We start from the raw sequence: 20,655 nt of genomic DNA on the forward strand, positions 1-20,655 counted from the left end.
GATGAAAAAAAAACAAACCCTAAAAATAATATATTTCTGTTTTTTTCGTGAAATTGATTAATTAATATTGACCTCTTTATTATGAAAATTTTTTATCCATCAATTATAGTTATTCTTTTTATATTATCTATTTTTGATCTTATTGTAGGGGTGATTAACGATTCCGTAAATTTTCTTAATTCCGCTATCGGATCTAAAGTCGCTTCTCGTAAGACTATTATGATTTTTGCTAGTTTAGGTATTCTATTGGGTTCTTTTTTATCTAGTAGAATGATGGAAATAGCAAGAAAAGGTATTTTTGATCCGTCTTATTTTTATTTTTCTGATATTATTTTTATTTTTTTAGCAGTTATGATATCCGATATTATTTTATTGGATATTTTTAACACTTTAGGATTGCCGACCTCTACTACAGTATCAATGGTTTTTTGTTTATTAGGAGGAGCGTTTAGTATTTCCATGATAAAAATTGCTTCTCCATTAAGTAATGAACCATTTCATCATTTAAGTCAATACATTAAAGCGGAAAAAACATTGACAATTGGTATAGGAATTTTTTTATCTATTATAATTTCTTTTTCCTCTGGTGCATTGATTCACTATTTTATACGGCTTTTATTCAGTTTTGAATATAAAAGTAGATTAAAATATACCGGAGTTATATGGGCCTCTATTTCATTGAGTAGTATGACCTATTTTTTGATTGTAAGAGGCCTACACAGTAACTTTTTACAAAAAGGATACATATATGATAATTTATCAGGATTATCTTTAGTAATTCAACATTTTATAAAATGGATCCATCATAATTTTTTTTTCTTTTTGATTTTATTATTTACAACTTGGATCATTATAGCGAAAATATTTTTTCTTTTAGGATATAATATCTTAAAATTTGTCGTATTATATGGAACATTTTCTTTAGCTATGGCTTTTTCAGGAAATGATTTAGTCAATTTCATAGGAGTTCCTATAGCTAGTATACAATCTTATAATATATGGAAAGAAGCCGGAAGTCCTCCTGCAGAAGAATTTAATATGAAAAATTTATCTGGAAATGTCCAGGTTCCGTCTTTTGTTTTGATATTTGCAGGTATAATTATGATATTAACACTTTGGGTTTCTAAAAAAACAAAAACAATTACCAAAACGGAAATTAATTTAAGTAGACAAAATGAAGGAAACGAAAAATTTTTATCCAATTCTTTTGCAAGAGGAATTGTTCGATTTTTTTTATTTTTCGGAAAAAAATTTTTTAATTTTTTTCCGAAACGATTTCTGGTTAAAATAGAAAAAAATTTTAAGCAAAAAATCAAAAAAGAGGAAAATATTGCTTTTGATCTAGTTAGAGCTTCTGCTAATTTAACTATATCTAGTATATTGATCTCTATAGCTACCGTTAAAAATATTCCACTATCTACTACTTTTGTCACTTTTATGGTTTCTATGGGAACTTCTCTTTCAGATAGAGCGTGGAATAGAGAAAGTGCGGTTTATCGAATATCAGGAGTTTTAAAAGTTATAAGGGGATGGTTTTTAACTGGGTTGATAGCATTCACTATGTCCGTCATTATAGCCTATTTTTTGTATTTTATAAAGGTATGGGCTCTAATATTTTTTATTTTTTTAATGGTATTTATTTTTTACAAAAGTTATAAAAATTATCAAAAAATACAATATCAAAAAGTGGAAGAGAAAAAAACTATATTTGGGATAATAGAATGGATAACATTAAAAAACAAAACTTCCGAAAGTTCAGATCTTTTAGAGCCTATGCTCAAATCTATAGAACTGATTTATAAAAATAGTATAGAAGGAATTACTCAAGAAAGTTTGAACCCCCTTAAAGATAATAGAAAAAACTTTTTAAAAGTAAAAGAAAATTTTAATTATATACAAAACTCTTTAATTAGAGTGATCAAAAAAACAAGGAATAGTGATCCTATTTTTGGAAGAATTTATATACGTATATACAATAAAATTAAAGAAATATTGGAATCCGAAGACATTATTACCAATTGCACTTTATTTCATGTCATTAATTGCCATAATCCTTTAAAATACAATCAAAAAAATAATTTACTTACACTTGAACATTTTATGATAGAATATTTCAGTATTATAAAAAAAATAATCATGAATAGAAATTGTAAATATGTAAGAAAAAAAATAAAAATTAATATTATAAAAAATATTGAAGAACAAATAAATCAACAGGTTAATGGAATTATCCATAAAAAATATGGTAAAAAAAATACATTATTAATGTTAGATATTCTTATCCAATCAAAAAAAATTACAGAAAATATAGAAGATTTTATCCTATTATATACAAATTTTTTATCCCATTTTTATTCAAACAGAGACTCTTCCATTTTAGTTGTAAAAAATATAAAAATTTAAAAAATTATCCTCGTATATTTGATGAATCTATTTTTACTAAAAATGAAAATTCCTCGTTATTTATTTTTTTCATAAATCATTAGTATAAATAAAAGTAAAAAAAATAATTGGATAAATCAATAATATCAATTTTAATCAATTAATTTTATTTTTTTCAATCTATATGACTATTTTATAGATCTCGTAGTCTCATCCAAAGGATCACATCGAAATAGACCTTTTCTTTGGATTTTTTTGATACAAAAATTATGTCATTTTATATTTCGAGGGAATATTTTTTATACGAACCACTTTTTTTTTATATAGTTTCATTATTGACGAATTATTTTTTTTCTTTTTTCCTTTATTTATACTGTATCCATCATTATAATATTTTTTTTAAAGTACATTTCATGAAATTTGCAAATATAATTCTTCCAATTTCTTAAAAAAGAACAGAGGGGCTTTCCTATATATTGAAAAAATATATTGAAATTCTTTTTCAAAAGAATTTTGAAAAAAATTATAAGGAATTAAATTTATTTTTTCATTTACTTCTTTAAATAAAAGAATACATATTGATAGATAAAAAAAATATTTGATTAATCCTAAAATACCACCTAACCATTTTTCAAAAGGTTGTATCCATGTAATTATAAAAAAAAATTCGATAATTTTTTTAGTTAAAAAAGCTATTAAAATTATCAAAAAAAATGAAATTATTATAGAATAACTAGTAGAAAAAGGATCTTTATTACTACTAATTACTTTTTTTGGTAATATTTCTGAAACTAAGTCAAATATATCGATCCCTTTATATATCAATATAAAAAATATCATGAATACAAATAACTGAGACAATAACCCTTTTTTATAACCATGATATCCACCATATAAAACTGTAATCAGAATAATTATATCTGTGATCATCATCATAAATATTCTTATTTTTCTAAATATTAATAATAGTAAGCTAATAAAATAACATGAAAAAAGAATTTATACGAGAATTTCATATTAATTGGAATAAAGTAATTTTATATATACGAAATAATTTTTACATAAGAGGAAAAATTAGTTCTATTGGAATTATTTACCTGATAGGGATTCAAGTTCTAGGAAAAGGTAAAAATAGATTTTTAAAAAAAGAAGATAAAATAAACATTTTACATATTGCAATATGTAGAATTTTAGAACCTTTTGGTTATTATGTATTTATTGGTAGGGATCGAGAAGGATGGCCACATTATTTATTGAAAAAAAATTACTTCTTTTTAAAAAAGGAAGAAAAATATTTTTTAATTAAGAAAGCAATCATTCGTTATATGATTGAAGAAAATATTCTTGATGATATTTAGAAAAATAAATAATCATGTTTTATGGATAAAAAAATGGATCAAATCAAAGAAGAAATAAAAATTTTTCAGGTTAAAAAATATGAAGATTTAGAAAAATTCAAAATTAAATTTTTGGGGAAAAAAAAAGGTATTTTAACGATTTTATTTAAAGAATTAAAAACAATACCTATTGATCAAAGAAAATTGTATGGTAAAATCATCAATGATTTAAAACAAAAGGTTCAAGAAAAAATACAAATGAATCCTCCAACAAATTTTTTTAGAAAGGAAAATACCTTAAATTTTGACACTACAGTTCCAGGAAAATCTATAGATATAGGATCTATACATCCTATATCTATTCTAAAAAATAGAATTATAAACATTTTTAGAAAAATAGGTTTTTCTTATGTAGAGGGACCTGAAATTGAAAATGATTGGCATAATTTTACGGCTTTAAATTTTCCTATAGATCATCCATCAAGAGATATGCAGGATACATTTTTTCTACATAAAAATCCAGATATTTTGTTACGTACACATACTTCTTCTGTCCAAATACGATATATGAAAAAACATTGTCCTCCTTTTCGGATTTTATCTATAGGAAAAGTATATCGAAATGAAACAATTTCCTCACGATCCCATTTTATGTTTCACCAAGCAGAATGTTTTTCTATAGATAGAAAAGTATCTTTTTCAGATCTAAAAAAAACCATTCAATATTTAATAAAATCTCTTTTTGGAGAAGTAAAAATCCGATTCCGTCCTTCCTATTTTCCATTTACAGAACCTAGTGCTGAAGTGGATATTTATTTTAATAATAAAAATAATAGAGGATGGTTAGAGATCATGGGCTGTGGTATGATAGATCCAAAAGTATTAAAAAACGTAAATATTGATTCAGAAATTTATTCTGGATTTGCTTTTGGAGTAGGCATAGAAAGAATTGCTATATTGATTTATAAAATCAATGATATTCGACTTTTTTTTGATAACGATATTCGTTTTTTAAGACAATTTAAAAGTGATTTTTAAATAATTCATTTTATTATATTTTTTCTTTGTCGTACTATTTCATATAAAATGACTCCACATGCTACAGAAACATTTAAAGATGATATTCCTTGTATTAATGGTATTTTTGCCTTTTCATAGGAAAGTTCTAAATATTTACGGGAAATTCCATTTTCCTCATTTCCTAGTATTAAAGCTGTAGGAAATGAAAAATCAATATCATACCAATATTGATTAGATTTTTCTGTAGCTGAAACAATTTTTAATCCAGATTTTATCAAATACTCAATAGTTTTTACAATGTTTTTTTCTTTACATATCGGAACTTTAAATAAAGCACCTGAAGAAGTTTTGATGGAATCAGATCCAATCATAGCCATATCTTTTTTAGGAATTATTATAGAATCTACACCTGCACATACCGCAGTACGAATGATAGATCCAAAATTTCTTACATCGGTAATACGATCTAAAATGAGTAAAAGTGGATTTTTTCCTTTTTCATAAAAAATCGGTAGCAAATCTTCTATATGATAAGTTTTTATTGGTGAAAGAATCGCAAAAACTCCTTGATGATTTTTATTTTTCCATTGATCAAATTTTTTTTTTGAAACGGAATGAATTTGGATATTATTTTTTTTAGAAAGATTTATTAATTTTTTTTTATAACTATTAGCTCCTTGTTCCCATCCTATTTGAAAAAATAGCTTTCTAATAGTAATTTTTGATTGAATGGCTTCTATTAATGGATGTATTCCATAAATAACTTCTAATTTACTCATAATCCTTTTATTTTTTTTTATCAAAAATTTTAAAAAATGAATCTTTGATCAAAAATCGTATAAAATCTTTACAGAAAAAAAATATAAAGAATAAAAGAAAAATATATAAAATAGTCATAATTCCAAATCCTAAAATATAATTTCCAAAATAATAGGATAGAAAAAAAGATAAAGAAAAACTTCCTAAAAAAAGAATCATTATGAAAAATATAAGTAAACAAAAATTCAGAAAAATTTCTGTCATGATGGATACTATAATTTTTGTTGCTTCATTTTTAAAAAAGTTCAATTTTTTATTGATCAAATTTTTGATAAATGTGAACATTAAAAAAAAGAATTATTAAGTTCCCAATTCTTCTTCTACTTTATCAATTTTATCTATTTTATTTTTTTTCCATTTTTCTTCAATGTCAGATTTAATTCTATTTACTTTTTTTCCAATTTTTTTACCTATTTTTTGTAAATTATTTCTCAATTCTTCTGTTTTTTTTCCTAGTATATTTCTAATTTTATTTTCTTTTTTTGTAGATAAAATCATTCCTATTACTAACCCTGCAATAGTTCCAATAATCAATCCCCAAAAAAAATTTCCTCCTTTTTTCATAAAAAAACAATTTTATATTTATAGATAAATTTACAATATTTACATACAAAATGATATTTGTTATTTTATGAAAATATTTTTCTATATGTTAGATATTAAAAAAAATTTTTCTCTCAAAAATTTTAATACATTTGGAATAAATGTTTATGCTCGGTATTTTGTAAATGTGACAAGTATAGAAGATCTACAAAAAACTTTTAATAGATATCCATACATTCCCAATTTTTTTTTGGGAAATGGAAGTAATATTCTTTTTTTAAAAAATTATTATCAAGGATTAGTAATAAAAATGGGAATAAAAGGTAGAAAAATAATGAAGGAGAACAATGATCAAGTAATTGTTAAAGCTTTTGCTGGAGAAAATTGGAATGAATTTGTAGATTGGACTCTAAAAAAAGGATTTAATGGTTTAGAAAATTTATCATTTATTCCTGGTACGGTTGGTGCTGCCCCAATTCAAAATATTGGAGCGTATGGATCAGAAGTCAAGGATACTTTATTAGAAGTTCAAGTATATGATATCTATAGTGGTATAATCCAAAGGTTCACACGAGAAGAATGTAAACTAGAATATCGAAATTCTTTTTTTAAAAATCAACATGCTAGAAATAAATTTTTGGTTTTATCTGTTTCTTTTCTATTAAGGAAAAAATATAAAAAATTAAATATTTATTCCATTGAAATTCAAAAAGAATTAAAATACATGAATGTAAAAACACCAAATCCTTACGATTTAAGAAAGGCTATCTTTAATATTAGAAATAGAAAACTTCCCAATCCAACAAAAATTGGAAATGCTGGTAGTTTTTTTATGAATCCTATAGTAGGAATATTTGATTTAAAAAAATTACAATATCAATATCCAACTATTATTGGATATTCTGTTTCTAAAGATAAAGTAAAAATATCTGCTAGTTCCTTGATCGAAACAATAGGATGGAAAGGAAAAAAAATAGGAGATGTTGGGGTTTATGAAAAAAAACCTATAGTTTTAGTAAACTATGGAAAAGCTAGTGGTATGGATATTTATTCTTTTTCAGAAAAAATAACTAAAAAAATTAAAGAAAAGTTAGGTGTCGTGTTATCTAAAGAAGTAAATATGATACAGTAAAAAATAACTAAAAAAATTTTCTAGATAAAGTTTATTAATAAAAAAAAAGAGAACCATCTTCTATCAATAAAATACTTTTTTTTTATTTATTATCTTATAATAAAGATTCTATTTTATTTAAATAATATAGAAATTGATAAAAAAATTTAATCTATGTCAATAATTTTAGAAGAAAAATCAACAAAATATATACAAAAAAAAATCAAAGAAAAACCTGATTTTGGAATAATATTATTGGAAAATCAGTTTAATAAACTGGTAGAAGAAATCAAAAATCCTATATATATTTCTTACGAAGAAATTCCCAATTTCAATAAAAAAAATTTATATGGAAAATTTATTTTCGGAGAAATAGAAAATAAAAAAGTTATTTTTTCAATAGAACCATTTTATGAAAATGAAAAAATTCCTTTTTCTATTATAATTTTTAAAAATATTGGAGTAGATAAATTAATATTAATTAATATTTCTGGAGGAGTAAATCCAAATTATAAAATAGGAGATATTATGTTGGTCAAAGATCATATCAATCTTTTACCAGAAAATCCTAAAATAAAAAAATTTATAGAAAAAAAAAATAATAAGTCTTTTTGTATTACAGAGTTATATGATCAAAATATGCTTGAAATGGCAGAAAATATTGCAATGAATCATAATATAATCATACAAAAAGGGATATATGTAACCTTTTCATATCCAAATTATAAAACCTATGCAGAACATGCAATGATCCGATCTATAGGTGGAGATAGTGTTGGAATGAATCCGATTTCATACATAATAACAGCTAGATGTATGAATCTACGAGTTTTTTTTATCTCCATGATAGTTGGATTATATGAAAATAAGGATTCTTATTCTAATTCCATAAATTTTATGACTAAATTTTTTGACGAAACCGAAAAATTTCTACCTATTCTAATATTAATTTTCAAAGATTTTATAAAACTTTGTTCCTAGTATAAATTTTAAAAATGATTATTAGGATAATTTATTTATTATATTTTTTGTTATTTTTTCAAAAATTTTTCTTATTTGATCGTTTTCTAAAACTACCGGGACTCCTAAATCAGAATATTCTCTGATTTCTTGTAACATTGGAATCTCTCCCAAAAAAAAAATATTCATTTTTTTGGAAAAATTTTTTACTCCATTTTTTCCAAAAAAATATTGTTTTTCTTTGGTTTTATTTTCAAGAAGAAAAGACATATTTTCTATGATTCCAAGTATTGGAACTTGAATAGATCTAATACGAAACATTGCTACAGATCTATGTACATCCGATAAAGAAATTTTTTGAGGTGTACTCACGATAATAATTCCTTTTAAGGGGATATCTTGTAAAATAGATAAATGAATATCTCCTGTTCCTGGAGGTAAATCTACAATTAAAAAATCTAATGGACCCCAATCCGTATCATGAATAAATTGTCTTAAAGCCTTAGTAGCCATTGGTCCCCTCCAAACAACAGCTTCTCCAGATTTTGAAAAAAAACCTAAAGATATAATTTTAACTCCATAACTCGTGATAGGATTCATTACATAAGAATTATTTTTCTTTTTTAGAATAGAAGAATGGATCTTATCTTCTTCTATGTTAAACATTAATGGAATGGAAGGACCATAAATATCCGCATCTAATAAACCAACATGAAATCCCATTTTTACTAGAGATACCGCTATATTTGTTGCAATAGTTGATTTTCCAACTCCTCCTTTTCCAGAAGCTACTGCTAGTATATTTTTTATCCCAGATATTTTTTGATCAGTATTTCTTCTTAATTTAATTTCTATTTTTAAACAAATTTTTTTTGTATCTAAATTTTTATATTTTATAGATTTTAAAATATCTTTTTTTAATTTTTTTTTGATATGCATAGTCGGATTGTATAAACTTATATGTATTCTTATTTCATCTTTCAATACATCTATTTTTTTTACAATTCCAGACTCAATAATATTTTTTTTATTTTCAAGGATAAAAACATTTTCTAATGCTTGATAAATTTTTTGTTTCATAAAAAAAAAATTCTAATCCATATATGGATATTTTTCACAATAGTACAAAAAAAATGGCTAGATTGAATTTTGATAATTTTTTTAACATAAAAAATATGTATCTCTATTTCTATGTTTATTTTGAATAAATTTAACCATATTCACACTAAAATTATAGTTTTTAGATGTTCACATCTAAAAACTATGCTTTTAGAAAAATTAATATTTTCTGATAAAGAAAAAAAGTTTTTTTTATCTTTATCAGAAAAACGGAAAAAAGAATTTTTAGGAGTACGTTATGCCCTAAAATATATAGGTATAAACATGAATCTTTTGTATAATGAAAAAAGAAAGCCTTTTTTTTTTCCTAAAGGAAAGTATATTTCTTTAAGTCATTCTTTTGAACTAATTGCTATAGCAATTAGTTCCTATCATATAGGTATAGATATAGAAAAATTACGAAAAGATAAAAAGATAATAAAAATAAAAAAAAAATTCATTAGAAATGATGAATCAGTTTTTATTCATCCTAATTACGAAGAAGATTATCTTCATATCATATGGGGGATTAAAGAAAGTTTATATAAGTTAGAAGGTGGCCTATCCTCCAATTTTTTAAATCACTATAAAGTTTCTCCTTTTTTTCTAAAAAAGGATTCTTGCATCTCCTGTTGGATTATAAAAGATTCCTATAGTAAAAAATTCTCTGCTTTTTATAGAAAAATAGATGACCATTATCTAGTTTATATTATAGATGATAAATAAATAGAATTTAGGATGAATGAATGGATAAATATGTTTTTATCGCCTTATCATAATAAAAGTTGGGGTTCTATCATTTTAGAATTATCAGCTGTAATACTTAGTATATTTAGTGTAATATTTGCACAAAAAAATAATATATGGTTATATCCAATAGGAATATTTAGTACCTGTATATATAGTTATTTAACTTTTATATTCTCTCTTTATGGAGATTTTATTATCAATATATATTATACAGGAATGGGTTTTTATGGATGGTATGTATGGACATCAAAAAAGGATAAAAAAAAACAAAAAATACCTATAACTTATTCCAATAAAAAAGATTATTTATATACAGCTTTATTTTTTTTATCAACTTGTATTTTAAGTATAACGGTTTATTTTTTAAATGGAAAACTTAAAAATAATTCCGATTGGATGGATGTATTGACAACTGGTATTTTTTTTTCTGGAATGTATCAAATGTCTATGAAAAAAGTAGAAAATTGGATATTTTGGATGGTTGGCAACCTAATTTCTATCCCCATTTATTTTTTGAAAGGTCTTATATTAACAGGTTTTTTATTTATTTTTCTTTCAGTACTATCCATAATTGGTTATGTGCTTTGGAAAAAAAAAGCACTATTCATCAATAAATAAAAGTTTATTTATATATTATATTATATTATATTATGTTAATTTAAGAAGAATCTTTCCTTAATTGATAAAAAAAATCATTGATATTATCATATTCTATTTCTACTCTTTTTTTTATATTTTTGACTCGTATTGTATTTCTTTCTATTTCATTTTTTCCTATACTAATAGTAAATGGAATATTATTATCGTTCGCATATCTAAATTGTTTATTTATTTTAACAGCATTAGGATATAATTGAGTAGATATTCCTTTTTTTCTCAAAAAATTTATCATCTTATATGCATATAAAACCTCTTCATCCCCAAAATTAATAAACAATATTTTTGAAGGAGCACTAGAAATATTCTGGAAAAAATTTTCTTTTATCATAGATAAATAAATTCTATCTAAACCTAAAGAGACCCCTATTCCAGAAAAATTTTTCATTCCAAAAAAACTAGATAATTGATCATATCTTCCTCCTCCTCCAATAGAATTTAAATGACTAGATCCCTTATTATCCTTTGGAAATATTTCAAATATAGTTCCTGTATAATAATTCATACCTCTAGCTAAAGAAATATTCCATTCCAATTTTGTATTTTTTAAAGAAATATTTTTTATATTTCTAAAGATAAAGCTAAGATCTTTTATTCCTTTTTTTCCTCTTTTAGAGTTTTTTAAAGCAAAAGTTAAAGATTCTATTTTTTTGGAAAAATTTTCTTTCATATCAAAAAAACAAGCTATTTTTTCAAAAGATTCGGAAGAAATACCTTTACGTAACATTTCTTTTTTTACTATATTTCTTCCCATTTTATTCCATTTATCCAAAGAAATAGTAAAATCTTTCCATAAATTATTTTCTATTCCAGAAATTTCTACTAATCCTCCTAAGATATCTCTATGATTAATATGAATTAATATAGGAAAATTTAATTTAGTAAAAATTTCGTCACAAAGTTGAATTAGTTCAATTTCTGACCATAAAGATAAGGATTCGATTCCTATAAAATCGGCATCACATTGGTAAAACTCTCTAAATCTACCTTTTTGTGGTTTATCTGCACGCCATACAGGTTGTATTTGATATCTTTTAAAAGGAAAAAAAATTTCATTTCTATGCATCACTACATAACGTACAAAAGGAACCGTTAAATCATACCTAAGTGCTTTATTGGATATATATTCGGTCAATAAATTTTTAATAATATCAACTTTAGTTTCTTTATTTTTCATCAAAAAATCTGAAATTCCTTTTTTTAAAAAATTTCCTGAATGAAGTAATCTAAACATCAGGGAATCTCCTTCTTCCCCATATTTTCCAATAAGAGTAGAAATATTTTCAAAAGAAGGAGTTTCTATAGGATAGAAACCAAAAAGTTCAAATTTATTTCGAATAATTTGAATTAAATAGTTTCTTCTATTCATCTCCATGGATGAAAAATCTCTTGTTCCTTTTGGAATACTAGGTTTTTCCATCAAAAAAAAGGATATATATAGTTCATCTAAAAATTTTTTATCTATTCATGTTTATTATTTTCTTTTTTTATTAAAATGTTATTAGTAAGTTTCATTTTATTATTTTTCAATATTTTATTTTTTTCTTCGTAGGAAATAGGAAGATTAAAATTATCTTCTAGCATATATCTTTTATATTTTTTTTCTACCAAAGAACTGGAAGGATGATTAATCATATTTTTTTTTGGATTTAAATTTAAGGACAATTTTCCCTTATTATAATTTATCGATGAATCCCTTTTATTATAATTTTCTTTTTTTGAAGCAATAGATTCTATTCGTTTAGAATTATAATAAGAAGGAATTTCTTCTATTTTTGTTAATCTTTGTTTGTAAGGTTCTTCTAACCTATGAAATATTTTTTTTTCTTCGTGATTAATTACCCTTTGTACTTCCGTTGGAAACCCAGTAGCTACTATAGTAACTGAAATACTTTCTTCTAAATTTTCGTCTTCTCCGATTCCCATAATAATATTAGCATTATTTCCGGCTTCTGCCTGTATATAATCACTAATGATTCCTATTTCATCTATAGTAATTTCAATTTTTCCTGAAACAATAAGCAAAAGAACATTTTTTGCTCCAGTTATCTTATTGTCATTCAATAATGGAGAATCTAATGCTTGTACAACGGCTTCTTTTGCTCTATTTTCACCAACAGAAATAGATGATCCCATAACGGCCGTCCCACTTTCTTTAAGAACCGTTCTAGTATCTCTTAAATCTATGTTTTGTTTATAATGGTGGGTAATGACTTCTGCTATCCCCTTAGCTGCAGTAGTAAGAACTTCATCTGCTTTTGAAAATCCTGCTTTAAATCCAAGATTTCCATATAATTCTCTCAATTTATCATTATTAATAACAATTAGAGAATCAACATTTTTTCTTAATTTTTCTATTCCTTTTTGAGCTTGTTGTAATCTCATTTTTCCTTCAAAATGAAATGGAATTGTTACAATACCTACAGTAAGGATTCCTTTTTCTTTAGAAATACCTGCAATAATTGGAGCTGCACCAGTGCCAGTCCCTCCTCCCATTCCGGCTGTAATAAAAGTCATTTTTGTATTAGAATCTAAAATACTTTTGATTTCTTCTAGACTTTCTAAGGCTGCTTTTTCTCCTACTTCTGGATCAGCTCCAGCTCCTAACCCTTCTGTAATAGAAGCCCCTAATTGAATTTTTAAGGGAACTGGATTATTATTTAACGCTTGTGCATCCGTATTACACGCTATAAAATCTACACCAGTAATACCTTGTTCAAACATATAACTTAAAGCATTACTTCCCCCACCTCCTACACCAATAACTTTGATAGAAGCTGAACGATTTTTAGAAAATCCAAATGGTACGTTTTCTTTTTTTTGTATAAAATTTTCTTTTTTCATTATTTATTCTGTATCATTCAGTATTTGACGGAACTTATCAGCCCAAATTTCAAGAAAAGATTTAGATTTTTTCTTATTTTTTTTATCCTCTGGGTCCTTATTATTATTGAATCTACGGTTTTTATCATATAATTTTGAAGAAAAAAATTCTGAATTTTCATCATAATATCTAGACTCCATTTCTGTGCAAATATATTTTTTTTTATCTTCAATACCCTTTATCACTAAACCTATAGATGTAGCATATTCTGGATCACTTATCATTCCGTTCTCTCCTCCTGAAATATGTTCATTAGAATAACCGATACGTACATCCATTCCAGTAATATATTCTGTTAAGGGTCGAATATGTTTGAGTTGAGATCCTCCACCTGTCATCACTATTCCAGCTATAAGTCTTTTTTTATGTTCTTCATTTCCATAATTTTTTATTTCTATATTAACTTGCTCTAAAATTTCACAAACTCTTGTATGAATAATTTGAGAAAGAAGTTTTAATGTAATTTCCTTAGGATCACGACCTCTTAATCCAGGAATGCAAACAATTTCGGTTTCTTTATTTTCTCCAGGCCATGCGGATCCAAATTTTATTTTTAATAATTCTGCTTGTCGTTCAATAATTAAACAATCTGTTTTAATATTTTCAGTAATGACATTTCCTCCAAAAGGAATGACTGCAGTATGACGAATAATATTATCTTTAAATATTGCAACATCCGTAGTCCCTCCTCCTATATCTACTAGTGCTACCCCAGCTTCTCTTTCTTCTATATTTAAAACAGCTTCTGCAGAAGCTAATGGCTCTAAAGTCATACCAGATAAATTCAATCCTGCAGATTTTACACATCTTCCAATATTTCTAATTGAAGAAATTTGTCCTACAACTACATGAAAATTAGCCTCTAAACGACTTCCATACATTCCTATAGGTTCTCCGATTTCTGATTGACTATCGACTTTATATTCTTGTGGAAGAACATGAATTATTTCTTCTCCTGGAAGCATAACTAGTTTATGGACTTGGTTAATTAATTTTTGGATATCTTTTTGATTGATAACATTTTCAAAATCTAATCTTGTAATATAATCATTATGTTGTAAACTTCTAATATGCTGTCCTGCAATCCCAACAATAACTTCTTTTATTTTTAATCCAGAACTATGTTCTGCCTCATTTACAGCTTCACGAATAGATTCAATTGTCTGAGTTATATTGTTAACAACTCCTCTATGTACTCCTGTACTTTTAGATCTACCTATACCTAAAATTTCAATTTTATTATATTCATTTATCCTTCCTACCATAGCTACAATCTTTGTGGTTCCCACATCAAGACCTATAGCTATATCTTGATATTCCATAGACTTATCTTTTTTTTGCTACTACTTGGTCCTTATATTGTAAATCAATGCTTTTATATTGATTAATATCTATTTTATTTAAGTACTGCTTGTAAAAAGCTTTTAATTTATTCAATTTACTTTTAAAATCCTTTATAGTTCCTAATATAATATGATGATTACCTATTTTTGGAATTAAAATAAATAAGTTAGAAACAGTTTTTTTTATACTAATAATTTGGTTTTTCAATAATTCATCAGAATTGATGGTTTTCACTAAATCCGATAAGTCTTTTTTTTCTTCCTTCGAAAAGGATCCTTTTGCTAAAATAACTTTTGAAGAATAAAAAGAAGAAAGTCCTAAATTTTCCAATTCTTTAGTAAGATAATATTCTTTATTACCATTTTTTATTCTTAAAATGGGTTCTTTTTGCCAAATTTTAATATTTAAGGTTCCATCTGCACTAAGAAATACTTCAGATTTTTTTATAAAAGGATGATTATTTAATTTTTGTTCCATTTTTAATATACATAATTGACCAATTTTTTTTTCAATTTTTTCTGTTGTATAAAATAAAAAATTTTTAATAATTTTTTCATTTACAAAATGATTTTTGGATAATGGATCCATGATAATATTGATTTTTTCTAAATTTCTATTTTTATGTATTTTTTGAGAAAAGTAAAAACAAAATGTCATAAAAATCATATATAAAAACAATAAAGTAGGAATAAAATTTTTTTTATGTTTTCTCATTTATTATTTATTTATCCATATTTTTTATACAACCATTTTTTGATTGGGAAAATCAAGGTATCTATATTACCAGCACCTATTGTAAGTAGAATATCAAAATTTTTTTTTCCAATTTTTTCTAAAACTCTAGATAGGCTAGTAACTTCTTTATTTTTAGAGTTCATTTTTATTTTTTCTAATAAACTATTAGAACTAATCCCTTCAATGGGGTATTCTCTTGCTGGATAAATATCCAACAAAATTAAAAAGTCAAGTCTTTCTAAACTTTTTGCAAAATTTTTTTCAAAAAATTTAGTTCTACTAAATAAATGGGGTTGAAAAATTCCTAATATTTTTTTACGAGGGAAACACTTTCTTATAGTACTAATCAATGCATTAATTTCTGTAGGATGATGTGCATAATCATCTATATATATTTTTTTTCTAGATTGATAATGTATGGAATATCTTCTTTTAATTCCTTTGAATAAAAATAAGGATTTTCTAATATTTTCACTATCTATTTTCAAATAGTCAGATATAGCTAATGCAGCAGTTACATTTTTTAAATTATGTAATCCTGGAATAGGTAATAAAAGGGATTTCCATGTTTCTTTTGGAGTATGAAAATCAAAATACCATTTATCCCCTTTGATAGAAATACAATTTGAATAATAATTTCCTATTTTCCCTACAGAATAATATATAGCGTTTTTATTATAATACGGAAAATATTCTTCTTGACAAAGAAAGAGTTTTTTATATGGATTTTTTAATTTTTTGGAAAATTTTATATAAGCCTTTATCAAGGATTCTTTTTTAGGATAAGTATCTATATGATCTTGATCTAAAGAAGTAATACATGCTATATTAGGAGATAGATATAAAAAAGAGTGATCAAATTCGTCCGCTTCTACCAAGAAGATCTCCGTGCCATTCAAAATGAGATTAGATTGATAATTTTCAGAAATACCTCCTAAAAAAGCCGTAACTTTTTTACCTGAACTATATAAAATATGTCCTAGTAAAGCACTAGTAGTTGTTTTACCATGTGTTCCTCCTATAGCTATGCAAATTTTATTTTCTGTAATTAAAGCTAATACTTGAGAACGTTTTTTTATATTTTTTCCGTATTTTTTTATAAAGATCCATTGTTTATGAGTAGATGGTATAGCCGGTGTATATACAATTAAACATCGTTGAGAATGAATCCATTCAGGGACCATTTTTATGGTATCCTGATAATTGATCAATATCCCTTCTTTTTCTAATTTTTTGGTTAAAAAGGTCTTATATCTATCATAACCATAAACTTTTTTACCCATATAATGAAAATATCTTGCTAAGGAACTCATTCCTATTCCTCCAATTCCTAAAAAATAAAAAGCATCAATTTGATTTATATTCATAAATTCATCATCAAAGAATATGTAAAATTTCGTTAACAATATCGTTTGTTGCTTGAGGTTTTCCTAATTGTAAAATATTTTTCCTCATTTTTTTTTTTCTATCAGAATCGTTAAGTATTTGTATTGTGGAATCCACTAATTTTTTCTCTATTTCTTCATTTTTAATTATTATAGCAGCCTCTTTTTCCTCCAATATTTGAGCATTTTTATTTTGATGATCATCTGAAGACCAAGGAAAAGGAATTAATATATAAGGTTTTCCTATTAAACATATTTCTGATATGGTTAAAGCTCCAGCTCTAGATACAATAATATCTGCTGCAGCATAACATATCGGAATATTTTCAATAAACTCCATTATAATAAAATTTTTATGATTAGAAAGAGTATTATTTTTTTTTATTCTATGAATATTAGATCTTCCTACTTGCCAAATAAGTTGTATATCAAAATGGATCAGTTTTTTTAATCCATTCATCCAAGCATTGTTGATACTATTAGCCCCTTGACTTCCTCCCATAGATAAAATAATAGGTCTATTTTTTTTTAATCCTAAATAAAGACAAGCTTTATTTCTACTAGTAAATTTTTTCAATATTTCAGATCGTACTGGATTACCCGTTATTATAGTTTTTCCCTTAGGAAAATATTTTCTTGATTCTTCAAAAGCAATACAAACTTTTTGAGCATAACGAGAAAATATTCTATTGGTAAATCCAGGGAATGAATTCTGTTCTTGAATAACAATGGGAATTTTCTTTTTCTTTGCAGCATATAAAGTTGGAAAACTAACGTATCCACCTGTTCCAATAACTATATCTGGAGAAAATTTTTTTAAAATTTTATTTGCTAAAAAAAAACTATACACTAATTCTATTGATTGAATAAAAAATCCTGATATAGAAAAAAATTTATCTTTTCCACCTGAAATACAAATACCTTCAATTTGATATCCAAATTTAGGTATTTCTTGCATTTCCATGTTATTCTTAGATCCAATAAATAAAATATTGACTTCTGGAATCTGTTTTTTCAGCTCATCTGCTATAGCTATTCCTGGATAAATATGTCCACCTGTTCCTCCACTTCCAATAATTATTCTAGGTGGAAAAGTATTCTTCATTATGATTTTTTTTCCTTATATATGATCCTGCTTACACTCAATATTATACCAAAACTAAAAAATGTTATCCACATCGAAGTCCCTCCAGCACTAATCAGTGGTAAAGTTTGTCCTGTAACAGGAAATAAACCTACAGATATACCCATATTAATGAGTGCTTGATTTATAATAGGAACCCCTACAGAAAGAACCAATAAAGTACAAAAATAATTTTTTACTTTCGTAGCAATAACCATAATTCTAAGCAAAATAAGAATATAAATAAACAGAAGAATAATTCCTCCAAAAGATCCATATTCTTCTATAATAATAGCATAAATAAAATCTGAAGAAGATTGGGGGAGAAAAGCCTTCAAAACACTTTTTCCAGGACCACGACCAAATTTATTTCCTAAAATAATGGCTGTTTTAGATTGTTTTATTTGATAATTTTCTTCAGATTCATTATTAAGAAAATTTTCTATACGATTTTTCCATGTATAAACTCTATTTATAGGTTTTGTTTCCCCCCATTTGATTACAGAAAAAATATATATTCCTGCTGATATTATACCCATAAATAAAATTCCTATAATTCCTGTAAAAGGATATCCTCCTATAAAAAGAATAATCAAAACTGAAATCAAAAAAATGACAGCAGTAGAACCATTAGCGGGAAATATCAACCCAAGAATAAAAAAAATAGGAAAAATTAAGGAAAAAAAAGAATTAATAAAATTAATTTTTTCTTTATTTTTTTTTGCTAAATATCTAGCACAGTAAATAAAAAGAACTAATCCAGCAATATTGGAAGTTTGAAAAGATATATTAATAATGGGTATATGCAACCAACGAGATGCATTGACACCATCTAATTCTTTTCCTTGGTTAATGGTAAAAACAAGTAAAATTAAAACTACAGGAATCGTAAGTATAGAAAAACGATAAAAATATTTATAGTCTATAAATTGAGTAAAAAAAAGAATCCCAAACCCCACTAACAAAAAAATGGTATGTCTTAATAAATAACGGAATACGGTATTTGAACCTCCTCCATATGTAGTAACCAAATTGGTGCTTGCTGAGTAGACTGGTAAAAAGGAAAATAAAGCTAATAAGGTAATAAAAGCCCATAAATATCTATCTCCTTTTATATATCTATTAAAAAAAATATCTATTTTTTTCATAGAAAATTTTTTTTACTTCTTGTTTAAATTGATGACCTCTTTCTTTATAATTTTTAAAAATATCCAAACTAGAACATGCTGGAGATAATAATATATTATCTCCATGAATAGATAACATGTATGCTATTCTAACCGCATTTTTAAGGCATTCCGTAACTATAATAATATCAATCACATCTTGAAAAAAATTTATAAATTTTTTATTTTTTTTTCCTAAAAAAATTAGGGCTTTCACTTTTTTTTTAACCAATGGTAATAATTCTCTATAATCATTTCCTTTATCTTTTCCTCCTGCAATCCATATTATAGGAGAATTCATACTTTTTAATGCATAAAAAACGGCATTTACATTAGTAGCTTTAGAATCATTAATAAATTGTACTCCATTAATATTTAATACTTTTTCCATACGATGTTCTATAGGATAAAAGTCCAATACAGAATGGATAATGGATTTTTTTTTAACATTCAATATTTTGGAAACAAGAACTGATGCTATTATATTGTATAAATTATGATCTCCCTTTAAAGATATTTTTTCTATATTGAGAAGACATATTTCTTTTTTATTTTTTTTTTTACGAAAAACAATATTATTCCATTTGATATAAGCACCTACCTGTAACTCTTCTTTTATAGAAAAAGGGATACAATGAGATAAAATTGTATATTTTTTTAATTCCTTTTTTAGAATAGGATCATCATGATTATAAATAAAAATATCTTCCTTATTTTGATTAGTAAAAATTCTCAATTTAGAAGATATATATCCTTGAAAATCCTTATATCTATTCAAATGATCCCTTGTTATATTTAATAATACTGCAATATTTGAACGAAAATTTAAACAATCATCCAGTTGAAAACTACTCACTTCTAATACATAAAATTCTTTTTTTTTTATTACTTCTCGTGAAAAACTACGTCCAATATTTCCTGCAATTCCTACATGGAATCCATCTTTTTTAAGAATTTTGTACACAATAGAACTTGTTGTAGTTTTTCCATTACTTCCTGTAATGCTAATAATATAAGAAGAATTCAGATAACTTTTTCCAAATTCTAACTCGGAAATAATGGGAATTCCTAAAAAATTGATTTTTTTTATCAAGATATTTTCTCTAGAAATACCCGGACTTTTTATCACTTTGAACGCTTGAAGAATCATGTTTTCTGTATGTCCCTTTTCTTCAAAAGGAATTTGATTTTCTACTAAAATTTTTTTGTATCTATTTAGAATAATTCCAGAATCAGATAAAAATATTTTTAACCCATTTTTTTTAGCTAATAAAGCTGCCCCTACTCCACTCTCTCCTCCTCCTAATACAACAATGAATTTTTTTTTCATTGTATTATTTT

The 20,655-nt window shown here is 24.8% G+C and carries 19 protein-coding genes; 7 read left to right on the forward strand and 12 right to left on the reverse strand.

From position 1 onward, the window contains the following. The first annotated feature begins 81 nt into the window (after positions 1–81). A complete protein-coding gene (locus DM817_RS01780) occupies positions 82–2,403 on the forward strand; it encodes an inorganic phosphate transporter (RefSeq protein ID WP_113738327.1) in 2,322 nt (773 codons plus the stop codon). A gap of 390 nt (positions 2,404–2,793) precedes the next feature. On the opposite strand, the gene DM817_RS01790 is transcribed toward DM817_RS01780, so the two are convergent. Beyond that, entirely contained in the window at positions 2,794–3,312 is a 519-nt protein-coding gene (locus DM817_RS01790) for a CvpA family protein (RefSeq protein WP_317046354.1), read from the reverse strand. A 56-nt stretch (positions 3,313–3,368) separates the two neighbouring features. On the opposite strand from DM817_RS01790, the gene DM817_RS01795 reads away from it, so the two are divergent. Further along, positions 3,369–3,740 carry a hypothetical protein gene (locus DM817_RS01795; protein ID WP_113738330.1) on the forward strand — a complete coding sequence of 124 codons (372 nt, stop codon included), beginning with the start codon at positions 3,369–3,371 and terminating at the stop codon, positions 3,738–3,740. A gap of 21 nt (positions 3,741–3,761) precedes the next feature. Further along, positions 3,762–4,757 carry a phenylalanine--tRNA ligase subunit alpha gene (gene pheS / locus DM817_RS01800; RefSeq protein ID WP_113738331.1) on the forward strand — a complete coding sequence of 332 codons (996 nt, stop codon included), beginning with the start codon at positions 3,762–3,764 and terminating at the stop codon, positions 4,755–4,757. A 5-nt stretch (positions 4,758–4,762) separates the two neighbouring features. On the opposite strand, the gene rlmB is transcribed toward pheS, so the two are convergent. Then, positions 4,763–5,518, reverse strand: coding sequence for a 23S rRNA (guanosine(2251)-2'-O)-methyltransferase RlmB (gene rlmB / locus DM817_RS01805; RefSeq protein ID WP_113738561.1), 756 nt, complete (start codon positions 5,516–5,518; stop codon positions 4,763–4,765). 340 nt (positions 5,519–5,858) lie between these two features. Continuing rightward, positions 5,859–6,122 (reverse strand): YtxH domain-containing protein, encoded by a 264-nt coding sequence (locus tag DM817_RS01815; RefSeq protein WP_113738333.1) that lies wholly within the window; start codon positions 6,120–6,122, stop codon positions 5,859–5,861. 85 nt (positions 6,123–6,207) lie between these two features. Here DM817_RS01815 and murB point away from each other — a divergent pair, with 85 nt between their 5' ends. Both murB and DM817_RS01825 read left to right on the forward strand, forming a co-directional pair. After that, a complete protein-coding gene (murB, locus tag DM817_RS01820; RefSeq protein WP_113738334.1) occupies positions 6,208–7,233 on the forward strand; it encodes a UDP-N-acetylmuramate dehydrogenase in 1,026 nt (341 codons plus the stop codon). A 153-nt stretch (positions 7,234–7,386) separates the two neighbouring features. Then, positions 7,387–8,193 (forward strand): purine-nucleoside phosphorylase, encoded by an 807-nt coding sequence (locus DM817_RS01825; RefSeq protein ID WP_113738335.1) that lies wholly within the window; start codon positions 7,387–7,389, stop codon positions 8,191–8,193. Between the two features lie 21 nt (positions 8,194–8,214). Here DM817_RS01825 and DM817_RS01830 read toward each other — a convergent pair whose 3' ends face one another. After that, the gene (locus DM817_RS01830) at positions 8,215–9,252 is read right to left on the reverse strand and encodes an Mrp/NBP35 family ATP-binding protein (protein ID WP_113738336.1); all 1,038 of its coding nucleotides are present in this window, start codon (positions 9,250–9,252) and stop codon (positions 8,215–8,217) included. Between the two features lie 111 nt (positions 9,253–9,363). Between DM817_RS01830 and DM817_RS01835 the strand changes: the two genes are divergently transcribed. Together DM817_RS01835 and pnuC are read left to right on the forward strand one after the other, a co-directional pair. Then, positions 9,364–9,996: a 4'-phosphopantetheinyl transferase family protein gene (locus DM817_RS01835; protein WP_113738337.1), complete on the forward strand. Its 633-nt coding sequence runs from the start codon at positions 9,364–9,366 to the stop codon at positions 9,994–9,996. 12 nt (positions 9,997–10,008) lie between these two features. Then, complete coding sequence (pnuC, locus tag DM817_RS01840) at positions 10,009–10,638, forward strand: nicotinamide riboside transporter PnuC (RefSeq protein ID WP_113738338.1); 630 nt, start codon at positions 10,009–10,011, stop codon at positions 10,636–10,638. Positions 10,639–10,678: 40 nt separating this feature from the next. On the opposite strand, the gene hisS is transcribed toward pnuC, so the two are convergent. From hisS to murD, 8 genes are read right to left on the reverse strand one after another with little or no spacing between them, the layout of a single operon-like run. Then, the gene (hisS, locus tag DM817_RS01845) at positions 10,679–12,097 is read right to left on the reverse strand and encodes a histidine--tRNA ligase (RefSeq protein WP_113738339.1); all 1,419 of its coding nucleotides are present in this window, start codon (positions 12,095–12,097) and stop codon (positions 10,679–10,681) included. A 41-nt stretch (positions 12,098–12,138) separates the two neighbouring features. Continuing rightward, entirely contained in the window at positions 12,139–13,521 is a 1,383-nt protein-coding gene (ftsZ, locus tag DM817_RS01850) for a cell division protein FtsZ (RefSeq protein WP_113738340.1), read from the reverse strand. A gap of 3 nt (positions 13,522–13,524) precedes the next feature. After that, a complete protein-coding gene (gene ftsA / locus DM817_RS01855) occupies positions 13,525–14,883 on the reverse strand; it encodes a cell division protein FtsA (protein WP_113738341.1) in 1,359 nt (452 codons plus the stop codon). Between the two features lie 4 nt (positions 14,884–14,887). Continuing rightward, positions 14,888–15,619: a cell division protein FtsQ/DivIB gene (locus tag DM817_RS01860; RefSeq protein ID WP_113738342.1), complete on the reverse strand. Its 732-nt coding sequence runs from the start codon at positions 15,617–15,619 to the stop codon at positions 14,888–14,890. Positions 15,620–15,630: 11 nt separating this feature from the next. Then, entirely contained in the window at positions 15,631–17,007 is a 1,377-nt protein-coding gene (gene murC, locus DM817_RS01865; RefSeq protein WP_113738562.1) for a UDP-N-acetylmuramate--L-alanine ligase, read from the reverse strand. Positions 17,008–17,017: 10 nt separating this feature from the next. Continuing rightward, the gene (murG, locus tag DM817_RS01870) at positions 17,018–18,130 is read right to left on the reverse strand and encodes an undecaprenyldiphospho-muramoylpentapeptide beta-N-acetylglucosaminyltransferase (protein ID WP_113738343.1); all 1,113 of its coding nucleotides are present in this window, start codon (positions 18,128–18,130) and stop codon (positions 17,018–17,020) included. Continuing rightward, a complete protein-coding gene (locus DM817_RS01875) occupies positions 18,130–19,296 on the reverse strand; it encodes an FtsW/RodA/SpoVE family cell cycle protein (RefSeq protein WP_113738344.1) in 1,167 nt (388 codons plus the stop codon). Before DM817_RS01875 ends, murG begins: the two co-directional genes overlap by 1 nt. Continuing rightward, positions 19,271–20,644, reverse strand: a complete 1,374-nt coding sequence (gene murD, locus DM817_RS01880) for a UDP-N-acetylmuramoyl-L-alanine--D-glutamate ligase (RefSeq protein WP_113738345.1) — start codon at positions 20,642–20,644, stop codon at positions 19,271–19,273. Before murD ends, DM817_RS01875 begins: the two co-directional genes overlap by 26 nt. Positions 20,645–20,655: the final 11 nt, after the last annotated feature.

Source organism: Blattabacterium clevelandi, from assembly GCF_003268615.1.
Classification (GTDB): domain Bacteria; phylum Bacteroidota; class Bacteroidia; order Flavobacteriales; family Blattabacteriaceae; genus Blattabacterium; species Blattabacterium clevelandi.

Excerpts from the sequence above, each read along its gene's own strand:
- DM817_RS01795 (WP_113738330.1), top strand. The coding sequence starts at position 3,369 with ATGAAAAAAGAATTTATACGAGAATTTCATATTAATTGGAATAAAGTA.
- DM817_RS01790 (WP_317046354.1), bottom strand. The coding sequence starts at position 3,312 with ATGATCACAGATATAATTATTCTGATTACAGTTTTATATGGTGGATAT.
- ftsZ (WP_113738340.1), bottom strand. The coding sequence starts at position 13,521 with ATGAAAAAAGAAAATTTTATACAAAAAAAAGAAAACGTACCATTTGGA.
- pheS (WP_113738331.1), top strand. The coding sequence starts at position 3,762 with ATGGATAAAAAAATGGATCAAATCAAAGAAGAAATAAAAATTTTTCAG.
- DM817_RS01830 (WP_113738336.1), bottom strand. The coding sequence starts at position 9,252 with ATGAAACAAAAAATTTATCAAGCATTAGAAAATGTTTTTATCCTTGAA.
- murG (WP_113738343.1), bottom strand. The coding sequence starts at position 18,130 with ATGAAGAATACTTTTCCACCTAGAATAATTATTGGAAGTGGAGGAACA.
- pnuC (WP_113738338.1), top strand. The coding sequence starts at position 10,009 with ATGAATGAATGGATAAATATGTTTTTATCGCCTTATCATAATAAAAGT.
- DM817_RS01780 (WP_113738327.1), top strand. The coding sequence starts at position 82 with ATGAAAATTTTTTATCCATCAATTATAGTTATTCTTTTTATATTATCT.
- murD (WP_113738345.1), bottom strand. The coding sequence starts at position 20,644 with ATGAAAAAAAAATTCATTGTTGTATTAGGAGGAGGAGAGAGTGGAGTA.
- rlmB (WP_113738561.1), bottom strand. The coding sequence starts at position 5,518 with ATGAGTAAATTAGAAGTTATTTATGGAATACATCCATTAATAGAAGCC.
- DM817_RS01835 (WP_113738337.1), top strand. The coding sequence starts at position 9,364 with ATGTTTATTTTGAATAAATTTAACCATATTCACACTAAAATTATAGTT.
- ftsA (WP_113738341.1), bottom strand. The coding sequence starts at position 14,883 with ATGGAATATCAAGATATAGCTATAGGTCTTGATGTGGGAACCACAAAG.
- DM817_RS01815 (WP_113738333.1), bottom strand. The coding sequence starts at position 6,122 with ATGAAAAAAGGAGGAAATTTTTTTTGGGGATTGATTATTGGAACTATT.
- DM817_RS01860 (WP_113738342.1), bottom strand. The coding sequence starts at position 15,619 with ATGAGAAAACATAAAAAAAATTTTATTCCTACTTTATTGTTTTTATAT.
- murC (WP_113738562.1), bottom strand. The coding sequence starts at position 17,007 with ATGAATATAAATCAAATTGATGCTTTTTATTTTTTAGGAATTGGAGGA.
- murB (WP_113738334.1), top strand. The coding sequence starts at position 6,208 with ATGTTAGATATTAAAAAAAATTTTTCTCTCAAAAATTTTAATACATTT.
- hisS (WP_113738339.1), bottom strand. The coding sequence starts at position 12,097 with ATGGAAAAACCTAGTATTCCAAAAGGAACAAGAGATTTTTCATCCATG.
- DM817_RS01875 (WP_113738344.1), bottom strand. The coding sequence starts at position 19,296 with ATGAAAAAAATAGATATTTTTTTTAATAGATATATAAAAGGAGATAGA.
- DM817_RS01825 (WP_113738335.1), top strand. The coding sequence starts at position 7,387 with ATGTCAATAATTTTAGAAGAAAAATCAACAAAATATATACAAAAAAAA.